At 62.0% G+C, this 21,059-nt stretch carries 21 protein-coding genes; 10 read left to right on the top strand and 11 right to left on the bottom strand.

Annotated elements, in window-relative coordinates:
• Positions 1-58 precede the first annotated feature (58 nt).
• The 3 genes from J8C01_RS10800 to J8C01_RS10790 all read left to right on the top strand — a co-directional run bounded on the left by J8C01_RS10800 (position 59) and on the right by J8C01_RS10790 (position 2,717).
• Positions 59-1,321 carry an ArsA family ATPase gene (locus J8C01_RS10800; protein ID WP_014100660.1) on the top strand — a complete coding sequence of 421 codons (1,263 nt, stop codon included), beginning with the start codon at positions 59-61 and terminating at the stop codon, positions 1,319-1,321.
• Positions 1,322-1,362: 41 nt separating this feature from the next.
• Positions 1,363-2,028 carry a c-type cytochrome gene (locus J8C01_RS10795; RefSeq protein WP_014100659.1) on the top strand — a complete coding sequence of 222 codons (666 nt, stop codon included), beginning with the start codon at positions 1,363-1,365 and terminating at the stop codon, positions 2,026-2,028.
• Between the two features lie 119 nt (positions 2,029-2,147).
• Positions 2,148-2,717 (top strand): c-type cytochrome, encoded by a 570-nt coding sequence (locus J8C01_RS10790; protein ID WP_014100658.1) that lies wholly within the window; start codon positions 2,148-2,150, stop codon positions 2,715-2,717.
• A 71-nt stretch (positions 2,718-2,788) separates the two neighbouring features.
• Here the strand turns inward: J8C01_RS10790 and J8C01_RS10785 are convergent, their stop codons facing one another.
• Both J8C01_RS10785 and J8C01_RS10780 read right to left on the bottom strand, forming a co-directional pair.
• Complete coding sequence (locus J8C01_RS10785) at positions 2,789-3,898, bottom strand: aminoglycoside phosphotransferase family protein (protein ID WP_211431918.1); 1,110 nt, start codon at positions 3,896-3,898, stop codon at positions 2,789-2,791.
• Positions 3,895-5,265, bottom strand: a complete 1,371-nt coding sequence (locus tag J8C01_RS10780; RefSeq protein ID WP_211431917.1) for a PEGA domain-containing protein — start codon at positions 5,263-5,265, stop codon at positions 3,895-3,897. Before J8C01_RS10780 ends, J8C01_RS10785 begins: the two co-directional genes overlap by 4 nt.
• 203 nt (positions 5,266-5,468) lie before the next feature.
• Here J8C01_RS10780 and J8C01_RS10775 point away from each other — a divergent pair, with 203 nt between their 5' ends.
• On the top strand, positions 5,469-6,083 hold the full coding sequence (locus J8C01_RS10775; RefSeq protein WP_211431916.1) for a HEAT repeat domain-containing protein: 615 nt from the start codon (positions 5,469-5,471) through the stop codon (positions 6,081-6,083).
• 5 nt (positions 6,084-6,088) lie between these two features.
• Here J8C01_RS10775 and J8C01_RS10770 read toward each other — a convergent pair whose 3' ends face one another.
• Positions 6,089-7,093: a tetratricopeptide repeat protein gene (locus J8C01_RS10770; RefSeq protein ID WP_211431915.1), complete on the bottom strand. Its 1,005-nt coding sequence runs from the start codon at positions 7,091-7,093 to the stop codon at positions 6,089-6,091.
• Positions 7,094-7,258: 165 nt separating this feature from the next.
• Here J8C01_RS10770 and J8C01_RS10765 point away from each other — a divergent pair, with 165 nt between their 5' ends.
• A complete protein-coding gene (locus J8C01_RS10765) occupies positions 7,259-8,083 on the top strand; it encodes a hypothetical protein (RefSeq protein WP_014100653.1) in 825 nt (274 codons plus the stop codon).
• Positions 8,084-8,101: 18 nt separating this feature from the next.
• Here J8C01_RS10765 and J8C01_RS10760 read toward each other — a convergent pair whose 3' ends face one another.
• The 5 genes from J8C01_RS10760 to mnmA all read right to left on the bottom strand — a co-directional run bounded on the left by J8C01_RS10760 (position 8,102) and on the right by mnmA (position 11,989).
• A complete protein-coding gene (locus J8C01_RS10760) occupies positions 8,102-8,482 on the bottom strand; it encodes a response regulator (RefSeq protein ID WP_211431914.1) in 381 nt (126 codons plus the stop codon).
• Positions 8,483-8,487: 5 nt separating this feature from the next.
• Positions 8,488-9,252 carry a Holliday junction resolvase RecU gene (locus J8C01_RS10755; protein WP_014100651.1) on the bottom strand — a complete coding sequence of 255 codons (765 nt, stop codon included), beginning with the start codon at positions 9,250-9,252 and terminating at the stop codon, positions 8,488-8,490.
• Positions 9,253-9,261: 9 nt separating this feature from the next.
• Positions 9,262-10,146 carry a metallophosphoesterase gene (locus J8C01_RS10750; protein WP_211431913.1) on the bottom strand — a complete coding sequence of 295 codons (885 nt, stop codon included), beginning with the start codon at positions 10,144-10,146 and terminating at the stop codon, positions 9,262-9,264.
• A 51-nt stretch (positions 10,147-10,197) separates the two neighbouring features.
• Positions 10,198-10,650 carry a hypothetical protein gene (locus J8C01_RS10745; protein ID WP_211431912.1) on the bottom strand — a complete coding sequence of 151 codons (453 nt, stop codon included), beginning with the start codon at positions 10,648-10,650 and terminating at the stop codon, positions 10,198-10,200.
• Between the two features lie 160 nt (positions 10,651-10,810).
• Positions 10,811-11,989, bottom strand: coding sequence for a tRNA 2-thiouridine(34) synthase MnmA (gene mnmA / locus J8C01_RS10740; RefSeq protein ID WP_041569209.1), 1,179 nt, complete (start codon positions 11,987-11,989; stop codon positions 10,811-10,813).
• A 243-nt stretch (positions 11,990-12,232) separates the two neighbouring features.
• On the opposite strand from mnmA, the gene typA reads away from it, so the two are divergent.
• The 3 genes from typA to rsmD all read left to right on the top strand — a co-directional run bounded on the left by typA (position 12,233) and on the right by rsmD (position 15,430).
• Positions 12,233-14,044, top strand: coding sequence for a translational GTPase TypA (gene typA / locus J8C01_RS10735; protein WP_014100647.1), 1,812 nt, complete (start codon positions 12,233-12,235; stop codon positions 14,042-14,044).
• Between the two features lie 60 nt (positions 14,045-14,104).
• On the top strand, positions 14,105-14,788 hold the full coding sequence (locus tag J8C01_RS10730; protein WP_211422139.1) for an ABC transporter ATP-binding protein: 684 nt from the start codon (positions 14,105-14,107) through the stop codon (positions 14,786-14,788).
• Positions 14,789-14,878: 90 nt separating this feature from the next.
• Positions 14,879-15,430 carry a 16S rRNA (guanine(966)-N(2))-methyltransferase RsmD gene (gene rsmD, locus J8C01_RS10725; protein WP_014100645.1) on the top strand — a complete coding sequence of 184 codons (552 nt, stop codon included), beginning with the start codon at positions 14,879-14,881 and terminating at the stop codon, positions 15,428-15,430.
• Here rsmD and J8C01_RS10720 read toward each other — a convergent pair.
• The 3 genes from J8C01_RS10720 to J8C01_RS10710 form a co-directional block, all read right to left on the bottom strand.
• Positions 15,407-16,690 (bottom strand): hemolysin family protein, encoded by a 1,284-nt coding sequence (locus tag J8C01_RS10720; protein WP_211431911.1) that lies wholly within the window; start codon positions 16,688-16,690, stop codon positions 15,407-15,409. The genes rsmD and J8C01_RS10720 overlap by 24 nt on opposite strands.
• A 42-nt stretch (positions 16,691-16,732) precedes the next feature.
• Entirely contained in the window at positions 16,733-17,263 is a 531-nt protein-coding gene (gene ybeY / locus J8C01_RS10715) for an rRNA maturation RNase YbeY (protein WP_211431910.1), read from the bottom strand.
• A gap of 108 nt (positions 17,264-17,371) precedes the next feature.
• Positions 17,372-18,376, bottom strand: a complete 1,005-nt coding sequence (locus tag J8C01_RS10710) for a CE1 family esterase (protein WP_249355450.1) — start codon at positions 18,374-18,376, stop codon at positions 17,372-17,374.
• Between the two features lie 329 nt (positions 18,377-18,705).
• On the opposite strand from J8C01_RS10710, the gene J8C01_RS10705 reads away from it, so the two are divergent.
• Positions 18,706-19,452 carry a hypothetical protein gene (locus J8C01_RS10705; RefSeq protein WP_211431909.1) on the top strand — a complete coding sequence of 249 codons (747 nt, stop codon included), beginning with the start codon at positions 18,706-18,708 and terminating at the stop codon, positions 19,450-19,452.
• 276 nt (positions 19,453-19,728) lie between these two features.
• Entirely contained in the window at positions 19,729-20,913 is a 1,185-nt protein-coding gene (locus J8C01_RS10700) for a pyridoxal phosphate-dependent aminotransferase (protein ID WP_211431908.1), read from the top strand.
• The last annotated feature ends 146 nt before the right edge of the window (positions 20,914-21,059 follow it).

The raw sequence follows: 21,059 nt of genomic DNA, 5'->3' as shown, positions 1-21,059 counted from the left end.
CCGGTCTTTCGCCACGGTGTGTCAGGCAAACCGGCGGCATACACCGGAAAGGGTTATCATGACGAACACACGAGTCATCATCTACTCCGGCAAAGGGGGGACGGGCAAAACGACTGTCTCGGCGGCCACCGCCGTGACCTTGGCAGCGGCTGGCAAGCGGGTGCTGGTCATCTCCAGCGATCCGGCCCATTCGCTGGGCGATGTCTTTCAGATGTCGCTTTCGCGGACAGACCCGACCCCCATTGCCGAAAACCTGTTTGGTCTCGAAATCGACACGCTCTACGAAGCCAAGCGCAACATGGGCAACTTCGAGAAGTTCGTGTCCGAAAGCTACGAAAAACGTGGCATCCGCTCTTCGGTGGCGTCGGAACTTTCTACACAGCCGGGGCTGGATGAGATTTTCTCCCTGGTACGCCTCCACCGCGAGGCACTGTCGGGACTGTGGGAGGTCGTCATTCTCGACACGTCGCCGACCGGCAACACCTTGCGGCTGCTGGCCTACCCCGAACTCATCGTCGGCGGAAGCATGGGCAAGAAGCTGTTTCGGGTGTACCAGGGGATGTCCTCGATGATGAAGCCGTTTGGTTCGTCGAATGGTCCTGACCCGGAATTCTTTAACGAAGTCAACCAGTTGCTGGATGCGATGAACCAGGTCAGCACGTTTCTGACCGGAGAAAACGTCACTCTGCGCCTGGTGATCAACCCGGAAAAGCTTTCGATTCTGGAAAGCAAGCGGGCTTACACTTTCACCCACATCTATGGCCTGACGATTGATGCCGTCGTTGTCAACAAGATTTACCCCGTGGGCGAGGCACTGCACGGAGCCCAACTCGGCAGCTACTTCGATTACTGGGCCAAGCTGCACGGGCGATACCTCGAAGATATCGAGTCAGCCTTTGCCCCGTTGCCGATTTTCAAACTGTTTCTGGAACCCTGCGAACCGTTGGGAGTCGAAGCGCTGCGCCAGGTCGGCGCCAAGGCCTTCGGTGAAACCGACATCGGGCAGGTGCTCTACAGCAAGAAAAACATGTGGGTCGAAGAACGCCAGCCCACGGATGACCCGGACATTCGGCGCTTTGTTGTACGGATTCCGTTCCTGACCGAAAACGAGCACATCGAGGTTCAGCGGGTGGGTATGGACCTGTATATGTGTGTTGGGAGGATTGCCCGCAGTGTTTCGCTGCCGAGAATCCTGTCAAACGCTGACATGGTGGATTATGTCGCCAACGGTGAACTGCTCACCGTGACCTTTCGTGAACGGGCGCGTGAGCCTGAACCCCCCCGGTTGACACGGCTGCGGCGTTCCCCCGCCAGTGCTTGATTTGTCGTGAATGCGTCCCACGACGTGCGCGAGGTTGAACCATGAAAAGCATCAAGATCATCGTCCTTGGCAGTGCCTTGGCGCTTCTGGTCGGTGGCTGCTTCGTCGGCTCACGTGATCCGAATGAAACCCGCTATCCGAAGGCACCGATGCCGCTTCAGAATCAGACATCTACACTCAAGACGGCAGAGGAAATCCGGCGCGAAAGTGTGGCGCAAAACACGCCGGGCGCACGTGAGGCCGCCGCGTTACGTGACCGGGTGACGCCGCTCAACCTGCAACAGGTCAATGAGCAGGACGTGGCCGGAAATGACCCTCTGGGCTCGCCAGCGCGGGTGGTGCTGGATGAGGGCGAAATGTACCGCGATCCGGTTGAAATCTATCGTGAAGGGCGCGCCCTCTTTCAAAACAACTGCGTCGGCTGCCACGGGCACAACGGTTGTGGGAACGTGCCACGTTCGACGAACTTCACCGACCCCGGCTGGCAGGAAAACAACTCGGACGGCGGGATTTATTCCTCGATTTACAACGGCAAGGGGATTGGCAACGGCGGCGGGGCCATGCCGGCCTACTACAACCAGTTGAGTCCCCAGCAGATTCGCTACCTGGTGGCCTATCTGCGCGCCTTCAAGGGAAGGCAGTGTAATGGTTTGCCGACCCTGAGCGATGTTGAGCGCATGGTGGCCGAGCGCCAGAACAAGCCTTAGTGCTGGCGTGGTCCCCCAGTGGTCAAACGGGGCGCGTGTGCCGGGAATCCCCGGTTGACACCCGGCAGGAAGCGTGGCTTATGCCTTACGACCCGGAGGCTTGCACAAGGAGTACGATCATGACGGACAAAGTGAAAACAGTCGCCCTGCTGGGCCTGACGGCAGTGATGGCCACGGGGTGTTTTGTTGGCGCGCGCAATGCCAGTGAACCGCGTCTGGGGAGTTCTTCCATCGCCGCTTCGCGTACGGCCCCGGCCTATCTGCGGGAGGCGCAAGTGCTGTACGAAGGCTCAACGGACGGTCTTCCCAAAGACACGCCGGCGGATGAAATCGCCCACTACAAGGCGATGCTGGCCGAGCTGCAAACCCGCAACTACGCGGCCTGCGCCGGATGCCATCAGGTCAACGGTGGAGGAAACAAAGCCATCAATGCCACGAACTTTCAGGATGCCGGCTGGCAGGCCAATAACTCATCACCGGGGATGGTCACTTCCATTGTCAACGGCAAGGGCAAGGTCATGCCGGCCTACAAGGACAAGCTGACCCTGCAACAGATCAACTACCTGGTCGAATACATCCGGCGCTTCGAGAAGAAGCGCACGGACGCCGCGCCCATCACCGCCGGCATCCCTTCTGGCACAACGACGCCAGCCGAACTGCCGGTGGCAGAAGCCACGGCGCAGCGCTGAAGGGCTGGTTCCCAAACCGGATGCGCCCAATCGGATGCCCTTTTTGTCTCTGGCCGCTGCGTGGTTCTGCTTCACGTACCGGCCAGAGGTGTTGTGGGAAGGGGCGCCGTGAAGGCCACTTCCGGCGCAGCGGCAGCCCGTGGCGCCTCACGCTCGATAGCCGACTCGACGAGCCACTTCACCATGGGCAGGTCGGCAATGCCTTCCAGAGCACGGGCCGTCGTGTGCAGGGCAATCGGGATGTAGCCCAAATAAACCGGATTGTTGCGCACGGCGAACTGATAGGCATAGGTCCCAATGGCCTTGAGCAGGCGTTGCACCAGCATGAGTTGGTATTCCTGCTCGAACTGGCGGCGGGAGGCGTAGTATTGCGCGCCAAAGGCAGCCCGGTGGAGCTGCCAGAACCGCTCCCTGAGTGTGGCCTGAAAGTCCTCGTCCAGTGCCGCGTAGGGGTCACCCAGAAGCGAGGCCAGATCGTAAGTGGCCGGCCCCATGCGGGCATCCTGATGATCAATGACCCAGAGCCGTCCGGCGTGGTGCATGAGGTTGCGCGCGTGGTAGTCGCGGTGACAGACAACGCGCGGGACCCGCGCCAGACGGTAGGTGAGGGCAAAGAGTTCGCCCAGCACCAGAGCTTCCTGTTCCGCCGACAACACCCAGCGGCCGTAGCGTTCGACGTAGTTACGGAAAAAGTAGTTCATTTCCCAGAACAGCTTTTCGTCGTCAAACGCCTGCCGCCAGGCAATGGAGTTGCGGGCCTGAGCCAGGGGGGTCGTTTTCTGGATGTCCACAATCAGGTGGAGTGCCAGGTCGTAGTCCACACGGCGGGCCACTTCCGGTTGGGTTGTGAGGACATCCTGAAGCCGCCAGTCACCGACATCCTGCTGGAGTACCACGCCCCGGCGGCCGTCCACCGCGAATACCTGGGGCACCGGAATGCCGGCCGACTGGAAAAGCCGGGTGACATCCAGGTAGGCAAATGTCGTGACATCAAACGGTTCGGCATAGACCGCCGCAATGAAGGTTTCACGCTCCCGGCGAATGCGGAAGTACATGCGGGTTGACGCATCACCCAGGAGGGGTTCGATGGAGAGGATGGCCGCCGGGAAGTGTTCACTGAGGAAAGCGGTGAGCTTGTCCGTCGGGCGCGGGAGTCGGTTGTTGTCGTTGGGTGAATTCATTGGGGCTGGTGGTTGGGGTGCGCAGAAGATTCCTGTTTGGAGGATGGGGAAGCTGGAGTTGGGGACCGGCGCAGCGTCTGCCAGAGAGCAACGCCATGTGCGAGGTCGCGTCCTGTGAACCGATACACGGCCCCGGCGGTCGTGGTCACGGAAAGCTCATCGCGGAGGAGACGCAACCCGGCAATGTCTTCCGTTGCCAGGGAAAGACTTTCTGCACCACGTGGAGCGGCAAAAACCAGGCCTGTGGCGGAAAAGCGCAAGGTTCCAACGGTTTCGGAACGACGCCCCGGCGTCTGACGGATCGCCGGCACCGAAACAGCCGAGACGGTGAGTGACCGGTCAGCCGTGCGCTGCCGTTCAAGTTGTCCGGCGCGGTAGAGCAGTGTCCGGTCTTCCGGGAAAAGGCGTGCCAGCCGCCGGTATTCGCCAATGGCCTGTTCCAGCGCGCCTTCTTCCACCCGCGCTTCAGCCTGCGCTTGCACGCGCTGGCGGATTTCCGCCCGCAGGGCTTGCGCCTGTGGATGCCCACGCTCGTGGGCCAGAACCTGCGACAGGTAGAAGTAGGCGTTGTTGTGAGGCGGATCAAGGTAGCGCCCGGCGGCAAAGGCCGCTTCTGCCAGAGCGAGAAAGTGTGCGGCCTGCCCCCGGTTGGCATCAATCAGGTCGGCAATGCGCGTTATGCCGGACTGGCTGCGTTCGTCGCTGGGAAAGCGGTTGAGCAGCAGATTGTAGGTGGACTGGGCCGTGGCGAGATCGCCGCGGCCGGCAGCCAGCTCAGCCTGCCGCACAAGGGCGTTTTGCACTCTGGTGCGCATGGCGCGCGCCGGTTCGTTGTCCGGTTGAATGAGCAGCACCGCATCGGCGTAGTACAGCGCGTTGTCATTGGCCGGTGTCACCCAGTCGCCGCGCTGAAAAGCCTCTTCGGCGCGCTGCATGAACTCAGCAATCCGCTCGGTCGGCGCGCTGTCACTGGCGCGCGCTGCCGGCGGTGGTTCAGCCTTGATGGGTTGCAGGACGAAGCTGACAGCTTCCGGCTGTTCACCTGGCTCAACCAGAACTTCGCGCTCGGCCAGCAGGAACCCTTCGTGCACTGCGCGCAGCGTATGAAAGCCGGAGCCAACCCGTTCAATCGTGCAGGGGGACGTGCCCACGCGCCGCCCATCGAGCCAGACTTCAGCGCCCGGTGGGGTCGTCACCACATCCAGTGTGCCCAAGGCGGACGGATACCGGACGTAGAGCAGAATCCCAGCGCTGACCAGAGCCGCCACCAGACAAAAACCCAGGGTGACAGCGATCCAGCGGACAACTTTTCCCCGTCGGGTAAGGGCAAAGCCGGGTTGTCTGTGCACCAGGTACGTTGTCGTCATGTGGCTTTGTCAGAAGAGTTCACAGCGAATCGCTGCCGGGTGGTTGGCTTTGGTACAGTTGCCGGCGGGCGGCGGGTCCTTGTTCACAAAGCAGCATAGAGTGTAAGTTTTGCTTTCTGCGAGCGTCAACACACCCTGAATTGCCGGTGCGGCTGCCAGTCCCGTTGGGCCGGTCGCTGGCGTTGCAGACGGTCATAGCCTGTATGAGTCACGCCACTGATTCTCCCTCCTCTCCGCCCGTGGAACTGCTCATCGAACAGTTGTCGGATGTTTCCGCCCAGGTTCGCCTGCAGGCGGTGGAAGCGTTGCGGTTGCAAAGAGAAGTGTCTGCCCTGCCAAAACTTCTGCCGCTTCTGCATGACCCGGACTGGTGGGTACGAGTGGCTGTGGCCGATGCCATCGGGGAGTTGGGCGATGAAGGCACGGCCCAGACGCTGTTGCCTGATCTGCACCACGCTGACCCGCTGGTGCGGAGTTCGGTCACACTGGCGCTCGGACGGCTGCGCTACAAGCCGAATTTCGAGACGATGCTGGCCATGCTGGAAGATGACCACCACTGGGTACGCTATGCCGCCGCCGTTGCCCTTGGTGAGCTGGAAGATGTGCGCGCCGTGGACGCCCTGATTCCTCTGCTTGCCGGTGATGCGGATTACCTCGTGCGCGCTGGCGCAGCCCGTTCACTGGGCCGCATCCGGCACCCAAAAGCCATCCGGCCGCTGCGGCGGGCAGTGGTGAAGGACGACAACGAGCTGGTGCGCGCCGATGCCCTGGAAGCTCTGCGTCTGATCTGGAACGGCTCGCCTGGCGAGGATGAATGAGAAAGTTACGGTGTTTTGAGCCGTTCCAGGGCGCGCGTGACGAAGGCATCCTGGCCGTTGGTCAGCGCTGCGGCCTTTTCATAGGCGGCAATGGCCGCTTCGGTACGCCCGGCACGTTCGTGGACGTAACCCAACTCCCGCCAGACGCCGGCTTCCTGCGGCAACAGGGAAGTCGCCCTGGTCAGTGTGGTTGTGGCGCGCTCAAGCTGCCCCTCGCGGGACAGCGCCAGCCCCAGAGCAAACACGAGCGTCGCTTCATCGGGTTGGGCCGTCAGGGCGCGGTCGAGTTCCGGGATGGCCTTGGCGAACTGGCGCTGGGCCACGAGCAGTCGCCCCCGCAGTCCGGCCGCAACGACTGGCTCGAAACGGTTGACTTTCTCGATACTGGACTGAGCGCGTTTGACGGCGGCCGGGTCATCCGGGGTCGCCGTAACCGCCTGAACATCGAGTTCGGCCAGCAGCCGCCACGCCTCGGTCTGCCGCTCATCCCGCGCCACGGACTGGAGCAGGGTTTTCCGCGCGGCGGCTTCGTTCCCCTGCCGGTAGTAGGCATAGCCCAGAAGTGTCAGGGTCGCAGCGTCGGCTTCGGGGCGCTGCGCGGCGTATTCCAGTTCGGGAAGGGCTGCCGCCGGGTCTCCCGCCAGAAACAGTGCCCTGCCCAGCGCCAGACGGGCAACGGCGTCCTCCCGTTTTTCCTGGGCGCGTGTCAGCTCAATAGCCTTGCGCAGTGCCGTGACGGCCGGCTGGTACTGCTTGAGTTGCAAGTAGCACAAACCCAGCATCCGATAGGCGACCGCCTGTTCGGGATGGTGAATGACGAGCGGTTCAAGTACTTCCAGGGCTGCCGCATACTGGCTTTGCTGATACAGGGAAATCCCCCGCTGGAGACGGTTCTGCGCCTCTTCGTCTTCGGCAAAGGGGGGGCGGCTTTCCTGCCCCCAGGCCATCCCGGTCAGACAAACGGCAAGCCAGAGACTCCACCAGTACCGAGTCTGGTGCCGGTACGTCACGCTGCTGGGTCGTTGATGCCGCCACATCCCGTATGGACACTCCCGGAGTGAATGATTACCATGGTGTTTCTGTCTTCACGTCGTTTTCATCCTGTGGTTGCACATTTTTTTCAGCAGGCTCCGGCTTTCCAGAGGGCAATGTTTTGAAGTACGACCAGGTTCACCATGGAGCACCGTCAGGCCAGCGACTCACCTCTCACCGAAGCGGATATTGATCTGTTCAATCGCTTCTACGTGGATTTCCTGGGCAAGCGTCTTGACGACCCGGTATCGTTTCTCAAGGTCGGTACGCTGTTGCGCCGGGGCGATCTGCGCGACGTTGTGCGCGAAACGATGGTCCTGCGGACGATGTTCGAGCAGGCCATCCCCAACATCCGCCAGCGGGATTTGTTGCTGAGCTTTCCCGGCGTATTGCCCAACCTGCACAGCATCATGTTTGACCTGTCGCAGAGCTACGGGGCCGAGGGCAACACCGTGCAGGTGATGAAGCGCGACCAGGTGGAGAAACACCTCGATGGCACGGAAATGTTCCGTCTCGACGTGGACAAGGCCATGGAGGATTTCCCCTCGCTGCCGCCCGATGACCGGCAGGCGTTGCTCCAGCTTATGAAGACTCATCCCGGCGAAGCCACCCTGCGGTTTCTCCTGGTCATTCTGGCTGATCACCTGTTTCTGGTTGTGCTGCCGAGTCAGACGACAGAAACCACGCCGGCCCTGGGACGCCTGCGCCAGCTCATCGAAAACCAGTTGGGTGAAAAGGCTGATGAACTCATCGTCGAGTTTTTTACGGTGGGTGGCGGCTACATCCGGCGCGCCGGAGAAGGTGTGGTTTTTGGCGGCAGCAATCCATTATTTGATCCCACATACGCTACGCCGGAAGCTCCGACCGTCAAGGTGTTCCAGCAGCGGTGGCAGGAACACAAGTTCTCGCTGGTCAAACGGATTCTGTCCGCCGAAATGCCGGAGCTGATTGTGGGGTTTGACCGCTGAGCCTGGTTTTTACCCGGTTTACTCCGGGACCGGCGGGCTGAAATGCTGTTTTGCCAGCAACAGCAAGGCTTCCAGCTCAAAGGGCTTGACGAGAAAAGCCACCTGTTCAGAGGCAAACATCTGCCGTACGCGGTAGGTCACGTCCGTGCCGGACATGATGATGATCCGCACTTCGGGACGTTTGACAAGAACTTCCCTGGCAACCTGCAGGCCGTTCATGCCGGGCATCTGGACATCCATCAGGATGCCGCACAGACCCGGCGTGGAAAGAGCTTTCTCCCTGGCTTCTGTCCCGTTGCGCGCCAGGACAATCTCATAGTGCGGCTGAAGCAGCTCGGCATACAGCTCGCACAGCATTTCTTCGTCGTCGGCGATGAGGATGAGTGGCTTCTTCGGCATCGGCTTTAGCTCCGCTTTTCCGGCAGGCGGGGAACTGGTGCGGGGTCATCAGCCTCGTGCCTTGGGGCTGTCAGGGAGGGTGTCGCGCCTTTGATGCTGGAGCACAGGCAGGCGTAGTCCGGCCCATACCGCTGTTCCTGCTGCTCGATGGCCGGCAGGTAGTCGTAAATGACCAATCCGCGCCCGGCCCGGACCGGTGTGAGGTGCGCGGCGCAGACGTGGTAGGGAATGCTCTTGCGGCGACGGGCGGCGCGAAAGAGCGTGACCATCTGAATGGGGATGAAAAAAACCGCTCCGTGTTTGGCGAACTCGACGAGAAACCCGGCAATGGCCCCACAGGCGGCCATTCTTTCCAGAAATGTCACCTGGTGGGGGTGCAGGTTGTCGAAGTCCAGCAGGTCGCGCCTGGTGGTCTTGGCATCGTAGAAGATGCCCCGTCCGTGCGGGGCCACAACCCCGCCGTAATCCGGTTCGCCGCGCGATTCCGGGATGAACGCGCGCGGGTCGCCTTCCCGGCCGGCGGCCAGCGCCTGCCGAAATGCCGTGGTGGTGAGGGCATCCCCGGTTTTCAGGGGCGCAAGCGAGGGAGGAAGCGGCACTGCCAGCCCCCGGCGACGGATACCGATGGGCACAACGTATTTTCCCGGAATGGCTTTGCGTGTAATGCACGCCCGTCCGAGTTTCTCATACGCTTCGTTGGTATGGTTGATCGCTTCCTGAAATCCGCTTCCCCGCTCGGCACCGCGTTGTCGTGGTCGTCCGTGCGTCATGGAGTTGGTTCAGGTTGGTCTTTGGTCAGGCGTCCGAAGAAGCCGCAGCAGGGAAATTTCCGGTGGGCACTGATAGCGAATCGGCAGAAAGATTGTTCCCAGCCCACGGTTGACATAAATCTGGGTCTTTTTCATCTGCGCCCAGCCACGGGTGTACTGCTTGCCGTGGCGGTTGTAGGAAATCGGGGCACCAATGACCGGCAGCTTGACCTGCCCGCCGTGCGTATGTCCCGACAGCACAAGATCACACTCGGCGAGTGAAGCTTCCTTGATGATGTTGGGATTGTGTGAAAGCAGGATGCGCACGTCCCGGCGGCGGGTGCCCTTGAGGGCCGCGACAAGGTCGTGGTTGCGCGTCGTCGTATCGCCGAGGCCGCACAGGTAAATGAACCGTCCACCGATGTAGAGCGGAAGGTTGGTGTTGTGCAGTACCGGGATGCCGTGCCGCTCGAAAGCCTGGGTGACGGCAGAGGCTCCAACCCAGACATCGTGGTTGCCCAGAACGGCAAAGACCCCGAACCGTGCCCGCAGCCGTCCCAGACATTCGGCGCATGGCTCAACATAGCGCGCCGTGTGCGTGACGTAGTCTCCCGTCAGGACGATGACATCCGGGCGCAGCGCATTGGTTTCCGTCACGGCTTCAGTCAGGTGCTCCAGCGAGAGATACGGGCTGTGGTGGATGTCTGAAAGCTGGGCAATCGTGAATCCGTGAAAATCATCCGGCAGATTGGGAATCACGATGTCCTGCCGGTCAATCTGAAAACGGTAGGTTTCCTTGACTTCCAGGTTGGCCCGCTCAATGAGGTCAGCCGTCAGTTCGATGAGTGCATCCCGTTGCTTGAGGCTGCGCGGATGCTTGGCCGTGGTGCGGTGAAGAAGGCGCGCGAGGGGCATGGTTAACCACGAGTCGGAACAAGGACGGCGCACAGGCACGTCACAAGGTTTTCAGTCACGAAAAGCAGTACGTTCGATGTTTTTCCAGAAAGGCATGAAGCGCTTGGGCGCAGGGCCACTATACGGCACGAGTTTGGGTTTTGGAAACTGCTGCACGGTCAATCCCTGCTGCTCGAACAGGCGCACAAACTCCCGGTACCGTGGGGCATAGGTCTCTGTGACGGCCAGATGCGTGGCCCTGTGCGTCCGGCAGAAATCAAGCACCTCCTCGACGACGTTTCCGCGCCGCAGTTCCTTGACCGGATTCGGGATGCGTTCGTACAGGTCCACGATGCACTCGTAGATGAAAAACAGCCGCTTGAACGTCAGGCGATAGCCTTCCGTCAGCAGCGGTTCATCGAAGACAAAAATGACCGGCGCGGCCGGATAGGCCTGCAACGCAGCATCATAGGGAGACAGCCCGTCGCCGTGCAGCCAGACACAGGTTGTCGGGGTCGTTGCCATGGCGCTTGTTTGAAACCTATGCGTCGTTGAAGATTTCTGACTCTGCAACAGCCGTCTCCCGCCAGGCAACAAAAATCTTACACTCTGAAAGGTTTTTCCGGGTCTTCGTCCATCCGTGGCGCGGTTGTCCCTGAAACCTCTGCCCGGCAGCGCAGGTGTTTCAGTCTTGTGCAGTGATCCAGCCGCCGCCCAGCACCAGCTCACCTTCGTAAAACACCACCGCCTGTCCCGGCGTGATAGCCTTTTGTGGAGTATCGAAAACCACCTGCACATTGCCGTCGGGCAGCGGATGGAGCGTCGCGGGCGCTTCTTCGTGGCGGTAGCGGATGCGTGCGGCACAGCGGCGGGGAGCCGTCAGCTCCGGCAGGGCAATCCAGTTGACGCGCGTCGCCGTCAGGGCCTTGCCCGGCAGGGCTTCTTCGGGCCCGACGATGACCTGCCCCCGGGCGGCGTCGAGGCCGACGACGTAGAGCGGGCGGCCGTCGCCGGCCGTGATGCCAAGGCCGCGGCGCTGGCCGATGGTGTAGCGATGAATGCCGTTGTGCCGTCCAAGCACGCGTCCGTCCGTGGTGACAATCTCGCCCGGTTGCGGCAGGTTGCGACGCAATCCAAGTTGAACCAGCCGCGGCGCTACCGGAGACTGCGGCTCGCCGGCAACCGTACCACCGGCTTCCGCAAGGTAGCGTTCGATGAACCGGGCATAGTTGCCGTCGGGAATGAAGCAGATTTCCTGGCTTTCGGCCTTTTCGGCGGTCGGCAGACCATGGCGGCGCGCAATGGCGCGCGTTTCAGCCTTCGACAGTTCGCCCAGCGGAAACAGCGCACTGGCAAGCTGCTCCTGGGTGAGTTCAAAGAGGAAGTAGGACTGGTCCTTGCGGGCATCGCGGCCCTTGCGCAGTTCCCAGCGTCCGGTCGTGGTGTTGAACTGCACGCGGGCGTAGTGTCCGGTGGCGACTTTCGCCGCGCCGACATCCCGGGCCAGCGCCACGAGGGTGTCAAACTTCATCCGGCTGTTGCAGGCCACACACGGGCTGGGCGTGTTGCCGTTGAGGTAGCTCACGACGAACGGCCGTACCACACGGGCCTCGAAGTCGTCCTCGAAGTTGAGGACGTAGAAAGGAATGCCCAGCGCCTCGGCCACGGCCCGCGCATCGTAGAGGTCGTCGAGGGAGCAGCACCGGGACGGCAGCGGATTGCCGTCGGCATCCACGTTGATGCGGCGCTGGTTCCAAAGCTGCATGGAGAAACCGATAATGTCGTACCCTTGCTCCTTGAGCAGGGCCGCCACAGTGGAACTGTCCACGCCCCCTGACATCGCCACGGCAATGCGTTCGGTCATTGGTCCTGCCTCGCTCAAAACGGTTTTCTTGACCCCTTCCATCCTGCCCACCACCCACTGGCGGCACAATCTACCGTGCCGGGATGGAAGCCACCAAGCCGGCTTCGCGCAACAGACGTTACCGGCAGGGCCTTTCGTGCAAAGTCCGGTAGCCGTTTTCAGTGGATGTGCGCTACCCTACGCCCTTTTTTGAACTTTCCAGCCGGATGCCCGACGGCTGAAGCCTGAGATGAGGTAGATGCTGTGAAAACCCGCGCCGATCTGCGAAATGTTGCCATCATTGCCCACGTTGACCACGGAAAGACCACGCTGGTGGATGCGATGCTGCGCCAGTCAGGCACCTTCCGCCCCAATGAAAAAGTGGCCGAGCGCGTCATGGACAACCTCGACCTCGAACGCGAGCGCGGCATCACGATTATGGCCAAAAACACGGCCGTGCGTTATGGCGATGTCAAAATCAACATCGTGGATACGCCCGGACACGCTGATTTTGGCGGCGAAGTGCAGCGCATTCTGAAAATGGTGGACGGCGTCATCCTGCTCGTGGATGCCTCGGAAGGGCCGCTGCCGCAGACGCGCTATGTGCTTTCCAAAGCCTTGGAACTCAATCTCAGGGCCATTGTCGTCATCAACAAGATTGACCGCCCCGATGCGCGCATTCAGGAAGTGGTCAACGAAGTCTATGACCTGTTCATTGACCTCGACGCCAACGAGGAACAGATTGAGTTTCCGATTGTCTATACGATTGGACGCGACGGGATTGCCAAGCGGCGGCCGGAAGATGACGCTTCTGACCTGCGGGTGCTGTTCGAGCAGATCATTGAGACCATCCCGGCGCCGCTTGACCGGCGGCAGGACCCCCTGCAGGTGCTGGTGACAAACATCGGCTATGACGAGTACGTGGGCCGCCTGGGGATTGGCCGCATCGTCGCCGGCGAGTTGACAACCGGGCAGGCGGTCAGCCTGTGCAAGCGGGATGGCTCGGTCGAGAAGCACCGCATCACGCAGCTTTACACCTTTGAGGGCCTCAAGCGCGTGCCGTGTGAGCGCGCCGCTTCGGGAGACATCATCACCGTAGCCGGGGTGCCCGACATCAACATCGGCGAAACCATCGCCGATGCCGAACAGCCCAAAGCCCTGCCGCTCATTCAGATTGACGAACCCACCATCTCGATGGTCTTTGGCGTCAATACCTCGCCCTTTGCCGGACGTGAGGGCAAGTATGTGACCTCGCGCCAGATTCGGGAACGGCTGGAAAAAGAACTGCTGGGCAATGTTTCCATCCGCGTCGAGGACACCGACTCACCCGATGCCTTCAAGGTGACGGGCCGCGGGGAGTTGCAGCTTGCCATCCTCATCGAACAGATGCGCCGCGAAGGCTATGAAATTCAGGTCTCCAAGCCGGAAGTGGTGACGCGCTACGAACAGGGAGTGCTCAAGGAACCCATTGAGCTGGCCGTGGTGGACTGCCCCGATACCTTCGTGGGCGTCGTCACCGAGGCGATGGGCCGGCGGCGCGGCGTGATGACCAAAATGATCAACCACGGCACGGGCCGCGTCCGCATGGAGTTTGAAGTGCCCTCGCGGGGCCTGATTGGGTTCCGCTCCGAGTTTCTGACCGACACGAAAGGCACGGGCCTGCTCAACACGATGTTTCTGCGCTGGGACGCCTGGCTGGGGCCGATTCCTTCCCGGCTCAATGGCGTCCTGGTGGCCGACCGCGCCGGCGAGGCGACGGCCTATGCGCTCTACAACCTGCAGGAGCGCGGCGAAATGTTCATCAAGCCCGGCACGCCCGTCTATGAGGGCATGATCGTGGGTGAGAACTCCCGTGAAAATGACCTGGATGTGAACGTCATCCGCGAGAAAAAGCTCACCAACATGCGGGCTTCGACGGCCGATGAAGGCATCCGGCTCGTGCCGGCGCGGGAGCTTTCGCTTGAACAGGCCCTGGAGTTCATTGCTGAGGATGAGCTGGTTGAAGTCACGCCCAAGTCCATTCGTCTGCGTAAGCGGGTGTTGGCATCCAACCTGCGCCCCAAACGCAAGGAATGACCGGCAGCGCCTACCCGGTGTCGGGCCCGGCCGGAGTCCAGCCGTCATGTTCTGTCAGCCGTGCTCACCGTCCACCAACTGACCTACCGCTATCCGCCAGCGTCGCCCGGACAGCCGCCGCTCGTGGTTTTTGAAAACCTGTCGTGGGCGGTGGAAGGCAGAGCGGCGGCCGCCATTGTGGGCGCGTCGGGCGTGGGAAAGTCCACGCTGCTGCACGTTCTGGGCGGCCTCGATGCGCCAGCGGCCGGTGAAGTACGCATTGGCGGCACGTCCCTGTGGGAACTGTCGCCAACGGAGCGCGCGCGCTTTCGGAACCGGAGCATCGGCTTCGTCTTTCAGTTCCACCACCTGCTGCCGGAGTTCACGGCCCTGGAAAACGTCGCCCTGCCGATGCGGATGGCCGGCGTCAGATGGGATGAAAGCTGCCGGCGGGCCCGGCGGCTGCTGGAGCGCGTCGGTCTGGAGCAGCGCCAGCATCACCTGCCGGCAGAGCTTTCCGGCGGGGAAAGTCAGCGGGTGGCGCTGGCGCGGGCGCTGGCCAATGCGCCGCCGCTGCTGCTGGCCGACGAGCCAACCGGCAACCTCGATGAGCGGACAGCGGCTGACGTTCTCGGTCTGCTCCATGAACTTCAGCGCGACCAGGGTCTGACGCTGGTGCTTGTCACGCACGACAGCCGGCTGGCCGCCACCTGTCAGCAGGTCTGGCGGTTGGAACGTGGTCAACTGACGCCGGTCGTGGCTTGAAGCCGGTCTCCGGGCGCGGCATGCTTGCCGATGGCCCACGGGCAACGGTTTTGGAACGCCGTCGGTTTGGTCTTGGCGGCCGAGTAGCCTATGCGTGTCATCGCGGGGATTCACAAAGGCAGGCGCCTGCGCAGCGAACCTGGTTTGCGCGTGCGTCCCACATCCGACCGGTTGCGCGAGACCCTGTTCAACATTCTTGCTCCGCGCATCGGCGATAAGACGTTTCTGGATTTGTGCGCCGGTTCGGGCGCGGTAGGCATCGAGGCGCTCAGCCGGGGGGCAGCGCGGGCAACCTTCGTTGAACACTCGCGCCGTGCGCTGGTGGCATTGATGGAAAACCTGGCGCGGTGCGGCATTGGTGAGGAAGCGGAAGTTGTCCAGCGCGATGCCGTCAGCGCCGTCAAACAGTTCATCCAGGTCGGGCGGCGCTTCGATCTTATCTTCTGTGACCCGCCCTACGCTTCACCGCTGTACGATCCGCTGTTTGAGTTGTTGGGAACCCAGCCGCTTCTGGACGAGGACGGCTGGTTCATCGTCGAGCACCACGCCAAGCATGCCGTGGTGGAAACGATTGGCGACTTGCGCCGCTTCCGCGCCGTCCAGCAGGGTGAATCCACGCTAAGTTTCTTCAGTCGCTGGTGACGTGGAGGCAGCTTTGCGCAGCCGCGCGCGGCGGATGGCGCGCCCGTCGCTTTCAAGGACTTCAACTTCCAGCCCGCGGACGATGAAGTGTTCGCCTGTCGAAGGTACGCGCTCCAACTCGGAGACAATGAAGCCGTTGACCGTCTGGAAGTCGTCGCCGGACAGCTCGCACTCCGTGACGAGTTCGATCTTGCGAATTTCGGTATTGCCGCGCACCAGCCACGCGCCATCCGTTTCCTGAAGCACTTCTGCTTCTTCTGACTGTTGGTCTTCGTCTTCGATTTCGCCGACGATTTCTTCGAGGATGTCCTCAATGGTGACGAGTCCGGCCACGTCGCCGTATTCGTCAATGACGAGGGCAATCTGCATGGCGGACTTGCGCATGTCTTCGAGCAGATCGGCGATGCTCTTGCTTTCGGGGACGAAGTAGGCCGGGCGGACGATGTTGCGTACCGGCTCCTGGTCACGTCCGTTGAGCAGGCAATCGAGGACATCCCGGATGAAGACAAAACCCACGATGTCATCGGAGTCCTGCTCGAAAACCGGCAGCCGCGAGTGCCGTTCGCGCGTCATGGTTTCACTGGCTTCACGGACAGTGGCTGACGCACGAACTGAAATGATTTCCGGGCGCTGCGTCATGATTTCGCGCACGGCTGTGTCGCTGAACTCGATGACCGACTGGATGAGTTCGCCTTCGTCTTCCTCGATGATGCCGGCTTCTTCGCCGACATCAATCAGCGCCTGAATGCTCTCCTCTTCGTTGGGGGGCGTCGAGTCAGGAACCAGGCTGCGCTCCGGCTCGATGCGAAACCACTGGATAAGCTGCCGCATGGGACGGACGAGGGGCTGGACGGCTTGGAAGTACAACCGAAACCAGGGCAGCAGCCGGAGCAGATAGGCTTCGGGCTGATTCTGGACAAGGATGCGCGGCAGGATTTGGCGGGCCGGGATGACCAGAAACAGCGTCGTGACCAGTGCCACGGGCAATGCCCATGGCGAGGAAAAACGATCGGCCAGCAGAACGGCCAGCGCCGTCAGGATGAGCGTTCCCGACTGGAGACCGAGTGAAAGACTCAACCAGAAATCCAGCCGGTGGCTGAGCAGATGGCGCAGAAAGGCGCGCTGCGGCGAAGGATCGGGCAACTCGGCAGCCAGTGAGCGGAGGGTGACTTCAGAAATCGAGCCGTGGGCGCTTTCGACGAGAGCCAGGAAAAACAGGCCGCCAATGGTCAGAAGCACAAAGGCTAGCTCATACTCCATAGAACGACGTACACTATTCCACCCGCTGCGCCGGTGTGCGGCTCACGGCTGATGAGCCGGCGGCGCGTTTGTGGCGGCAGGCAGGAAGCGCCGCCGAAGCCGACGTTCCAGGCGCGTCATTTGCCCGGTATCGGTCTCATGGTCGTACCCACACAGATGAATGATGCCATGGATGACGAGTCTTTGGATTTCTTCCGCGCATGTCAAGGCATGGCGTTCGGCATAACAGCGCGCGGTCGGTGTGGAAATGATGACTTCGCCCAAAAGCGGACGTTCGCCATTGAGACCCGTTGCCGGCTGGCTGAAAAACCAGGCTTCACGCTGGGCCGGCCGGTGCGTGTAGGGTGAAGGCAGTTCCAGGTGAACGAAAGACAGGACATCCGTTGGGGCATCCACGCCCCGGTAGGTGTGGTTGAGCCGCCGGATAGCGGTGTCGCCAACAAAAACGAGGTTGACATCCACGGCCGTTGCAAGACGGGGGCCGAGGACGGCTTCCAGCGTTGCCTGGGCAAGCTGCGCCAGTCCGGCGCGGTCAAGGCGTTCATGGCGTTGGCGGTTGACGACGTGCACCACGGGACGGCCACCTGCCTTGCGGAATGGGTCTGGTGTCCATGCTGCAAATCCGCCGGCCGGAGAACAAGCCGGAAAGCGGGTTGGCGTCCGGCCCGGGTGCCGGCTCTGTCACCGGCGGCGATGGCGGGCAAAGAACTCCCAGATGACTTCAGTGGCCTGAATCTCCATGCACTGGTTGCCGACAAGACGGGGAGCTTTGGGCGTTTGGCCGCCGGGTATCTGGTGGCCGCCGCCCAGCAGGGCGTAGAGCACGACTTCATGGGCCGCGTCCCGGCCGGCCCAATGGCGCACCTCCACCCGGCAGTTGTCATCCGGTATGCGGTCAGGGAGGCGTTCCACGGCTGGCTCTTCCGGCAGTCCGGCGGCCCGGCGCCAGAAATCAGCCGTTTCCCGGGTTGAAAGCACTGTGCCGTAGCCCCGTCCGAGAACCCGTACTTCGCCGCCGTTCCAGGGCATCATCGGGTCATCCGTACCGTTCATAATGAGAACAGGCAGCGGGTGCGGCGGCGTGGTATCGCGCCACCGGGTCGGCAGGTTGGCTATCCCGGCGGCGATGGCGGCCAGCCTGTCGCCCAGCTCGATGCCTAGGCGGTAGGTCATCATGCCGCCGTTGGAAAAGCCGGTGGCATAGATGCGCTGTGGGTCCGCCTGCCCGGTTTTCACGAGGTGGTCAATCAACGCCCGGAAGAAGCCGACATCGTCCACGTCGGTGTTGCCGCGTGCGCGGCGGAAGGTCTTGCCACGTCCGTCATTCCACTGCCCGTCCACGCCGGCCGGATAGACGGTGATGAAGCCTTTCTGTTCGCCAAGCCGGGCAAAACCAAGGCGGCGTTCCAGCTCTTCAGCGCCAGCGCCGCCGCCGCCGTGCAGCACGAAGACGATTGGCGCGGGCGTCGTGGCCAGGCGGCTGGGCCGGTGGAGGTGGTAGGTACGTGTCAGACCGCCGTGTGACAGGGTGTGTCGGGTGAGATTGGGCAGGGCCTGGGACTGCGCCGGGTGGGCGGTGAGGCAGCCGCTCACCAACCCACACAAACTGAGCCACAGGATGAAACGGAAGGTAATAGGGCTTTTCCTCACGGAATAATGGCCCGAAAGCCCGGCGGAGTCTGTCATCAGTCGCCTTTCCTTTGGTCGGCCGGGTGCTCCCGGAACTTCCGGCAGCGTATGCCAACACAGTGCGGTTGGATGCTGTAGAAGGGCACAAAGTCAGTTTTTTTGCATCCTGCTCTGAACATGCTGCCAGACAACGGCTGGCTGGCCGGTGACGGTTTGGGGTGTCCGTCCAAACGGCGCTGCACGATATGGGTTAGTCATTTGGGCAAGACGGTGGAGGAACCCGCCGGTCAACCCGAAAAACGCCTGAAAAACGCCCATGTCCGGGCTGTGGCACGCGGGTTATTCTCCATGGCAGGTGAACATCTTTGATTGTGGAGGACAACGCGATGATGACCACCCTGCGAAGCCGAATCTTCATCTGGAGCGCCGTGTTGTTTGGTGTGTTGTTTCTGGCTGGAACACCGCAACCGGCTGTGGCGCAAAACTGGGACCCGTGGGGCGTCAGTGACCCGCGCTTCAATCGCCGCCCACCTTCGGAGCAGTGGGTACGCGAGCGCGGGCGGGGCATCGGATTTCAGCTTGGTTTTGAACAGGGACGCCAGGACCGCCGCCAAGGATTCCTGCCGAACTTCCGCAATGCAACCTATGAGAATGCCATGCAGGGCTTCCAGCGTGAGTGGCGGCACGATGGCAACTACCGGCGCGGCTTCCGTGATGGCTATCGCGCCGGCTATGAGCAGGGGTACAACGATCTGCGTGGCGCACGCGGACGGGGACGCGGACCACAACCGGCTGTGGCGCAAAACTGGGACCCGTGGGGCGTCAGTGACCCGCGCTTCAATCGCCGCCCACCTTCGGAGCAGTGGGTACGCGAGCGCGGGCGGGGCATCGGATTTCAGCTTGGTTTTGAACAGGGACGCCAGGACCGCCGCCAGGGATTCCTGCCGAACTTCCGCAATGCAACCTATGAGAATGCCATGCAGGGCTTCCAGCGTGAGTGGCGGCACGATGGCAACTACCGGCGCGGCTTCCGTGATGGCTATCGCGCCGGCTATGAGCAGGGGTACAACGATCTGCGTGGCGCACCCGGACGGGGACGCGGACCACGGGGACGCGGACGCGGCAATGACTGAGGTCCCGACTGGCGCGGCAATCGTGAGTGGGGTTGGCAGCAGGGACGCGGCAACGGCCGGTTTGATTGATGTCACCGGGCAGGTCTGAAGAGTACGGCGGCGGTGGATGGTTTCCATTCACCGCCGCCCGTTTTTTGCCGGTGGCATCCTCGTCGTGATCAACACGGGGCGTCGGAAATGAAGCCCTGTGCGACGCCCTGACTCGACACCACGTGGGTTTTCGGTCACAATCCGCAGTCTATGCAGTTGCAAAACAAGGTTGTCTGAGGCTTGGCTATGGTGGTGTTTCGGCGTGCCCTGCGGCTCGATCACATGCAGTCTTCTTCAACCATGGCCGCCACGGCGGCGGCGGCCCGGCTTCGCGCCCAAGGGCATACGGTGATTGACCTGGGGGCCGGAGAACCGGATTTCGACACCCCGGAGAACATCCGCCGGGCAGCCATCCAGGCGCTCGAAACAGGCAAGACGCGCTACACGCCGGCTTCGGGTATTGCCGAACTCAAGCAGGCCATTGTGGACTACATGGCGCGCGAGACGGGAACGACCTATCCCACCAGCGCCGTCATCGTGTCAGCCGGCGGGAAGCAGACGTTGTTCAATGCCCTGGTGAGTGTGGTCAATCCGGGGGATGAGGTGGTCATTCCGGCGCCCTACTGGGTGACGTTTCCCGAAATCGTCGCCTTTTGCGGCGGCGTCAGCGTCTTCATTCCGACGCACGAGCACGACTTCCGGCTGACGGCTGCGATGGTGGAGCGCGTTTTGACGCCACGCACCAGGGTCGTCATTCTCAACTCACCTTCCAATCCGTCGGGGGCGGTCATCGCGCCGGAGGACATTCACCAGATTGCCGAGCTGTGCGCCGCGCGGGACCTATGGCTCATTTCGGATGAGTGCTACTACCGGTTCGTCTATCCGCCGGGGCGTCCGTTTTCGGCGGCAGCGTTACCGGCGGCGCTGCGGGAGCGGGTGCTGGTGTCCGGCTCGCTGTCAAAGACCTACGCCATGACGGGGTGGCGGATTGGCTATGCTCTGGCGCACCCGGATTGGGTGGCTGAGATGACCAAGGTGCAGAGCCATTCGACCTCCAATCCGACGACCTTTGCCCAGTGGGCCGCCATCGAGGCCCTGCGCGGCAGCCAGGATTCGGTCGCTGCCATGCTGGCGGAATATCGTACGCGGCGGGATTGGATTGTGTCGGCGCTGGCGGCCCTGCCGGGGGTACGGTGCCGGATGCCGGAAGGGGCTTTTTATGCCTTTCCCGACATTTCGGCCGTTCTGGAAAAAACCGGGCTGCGCGATGTGGACTTTGCCCAACGTCTGCTCGAAGAAGCGCATGTCGTTGTCACGGCCGGCTCGGCCTTCGGGGCCGAGGGCTACCTGCGGATTTCCTACGCCAATTCGCTCGACAACCTGCAGCGTGGCGTCGAAAACATCCGCGCCCTCATCGAGCGGCTGGGGTAGTCCCTGCAGTTTGGGTTGTGCCGTGCGGATCAGACGGGCACGGAAAGACGTATCCCATCAAACTCAAGGAGTACAGGTGTGAGTGATCGTGGGTTGCTTCAGCAGTTGGCCGAGCCAGTTCGCCGAGGTGTGAAGCAAGCCATTGA

The organism is Chloracidobacterium sp. D (assembly GCF_018304685.1).
GTDB classification, from domain to species: Bacteria; Acidobacteriota; Blastocatellia; order Chloracidobacteriales; family Chloracidobacteriaceae; genus Chloracidobacterium; species Chloracidobacterium thermophilum.
This window is presented reverse-complemented; position numbering and strand designations above follow the sequence as displayed.

What these genes read in the sequence shown, in the direction of transcription:
- J8C01_RS10705 (WP_211431909.1), top strand. Translation starts at nt 18,706, where the DNA reads ATGATGACCACCCTGCGAAGCCGAATCTTCATCTGGAGCGCCGTGTTG.
- mnmA (WP_041569209.1), bottom strand. Translation starts at nt 11,989, where the DNA reads ATGACCGAACGCATTGCCGTGGCGATGTCAGGGGGCGTGGACAGTTCC.
- J8C01_RS10710 (WP_249355450.1), bottom strand. Translation starts at nt 18,376, where the DNA reads ATGACAGACTCCGCCGGGCTTTCGGGCCATTATTCCGTGAGGAAAAGC.
- J8C01_RS10760 (WP_211431914.1), bottom strand. Translation starts at nt 8,482, where the DNA reads ATGCCGAAGAAGCCACTCATCCTCATCGCCGACGACGAAGAAATGCTG.
- J8C01_RS10720 (WP_211431911.1), bottom strand. Translation starts at nt 16,690, where the DNA reads ATGGAGTATGAGCTAGCCTTTGTGCTTCTGACCATTGGCGGCCTGTTT.
- J8C01_RS10765 (WP_014100653.1), top strand. Translation starts at nt 7,259, where the DNA reads ATGGAGCACCGTCAGGCCAGCGACTCACCTCTCACCGAAGCGGATATT.
- rsmD (WP_014100645.1), top strand. Translation starts at nt 14,879, where the DNA reads ATGCGTGTCATCGCGGGGATTCACAAAGGCAGGCGCCTGCGCAGCGAA.
- J8C01_RS10750 (WP_211431913.1), bottom strand. Translation starts at nt 10,146, where the DNA reads ATGCCCCTCGCGCGCCTTCTTCACCGCACCACGGCCAAGCATCCGCGC.
- J8C01_RS10790 (WP_014100658.1), top strand. Translation starts at nt 2,148, where the DNA reads ATGACGGACAAAGTGAAAACAGTCGCCCTGCTGGGCCTGACGGCAGTG.
- J8C01_RS10745 (WP_211431912.1), bottom strand. Translation starts at nt 10,650, where the DNA reads ATGGCAACGACCCCGACAACCTGTGTCTGGCTGCACGGCGACGGGCTG.
- J8C01_RS10775 (WP_211431916.1), top strand. Translation starts at nt 5,469, where the DNA reads ATGAGTCACGCCACTGATTCTCCCTCCTCTCCGCCCGTGGAACTGCTC.
- J8C01_RS10700 (WP_211431908.1), top strand. Translation starts at nt 19,729, where the DNA reads ATGGTGGTGTTTCGGCGTGCCCTGCGGCTCGATCACATGCAGTCTTCT.
- J8C01_RS10800 (WP_014100660.1), top strand. Translation starts at nt 59, where the DNA reads ATGACGAACACACGAGTCATCATCTACTCCGGCAAAGGGGGGACGGGC.
- J8C01_RS10795 (WP_014100659.1), top strand. Translation starts at nt 1,363, where the DNA reads ATGAAAAGCATCAAGATCATCGTCCTTGGCAGTGCCTTGGCGCTTCTG.
- J8C01_RS10785 (WP_211431918.1), bottom strand. Translation starts at nt 3,898, where the DNA reads ATGAATTCACCCAACGACAACAACCGACTCCCGCGCCCGACGGACAAG.
- J8C01_RS10755 (WP_014100651.1), bottom strand. Translation starts at nt 9,252, where the DNA reads ATGACGCACGGACGACCACGACAACGCGGTGCCGAGCGGGGAAGCGGA.
- J8C01_RS10780 (WP_211431917.1), bottom strand. Translation starts at nt 5,265, where the DNA reads ATGACGACAACGTACCTGGTGCACAGACAACCCGGCTTTGCCCTTACC.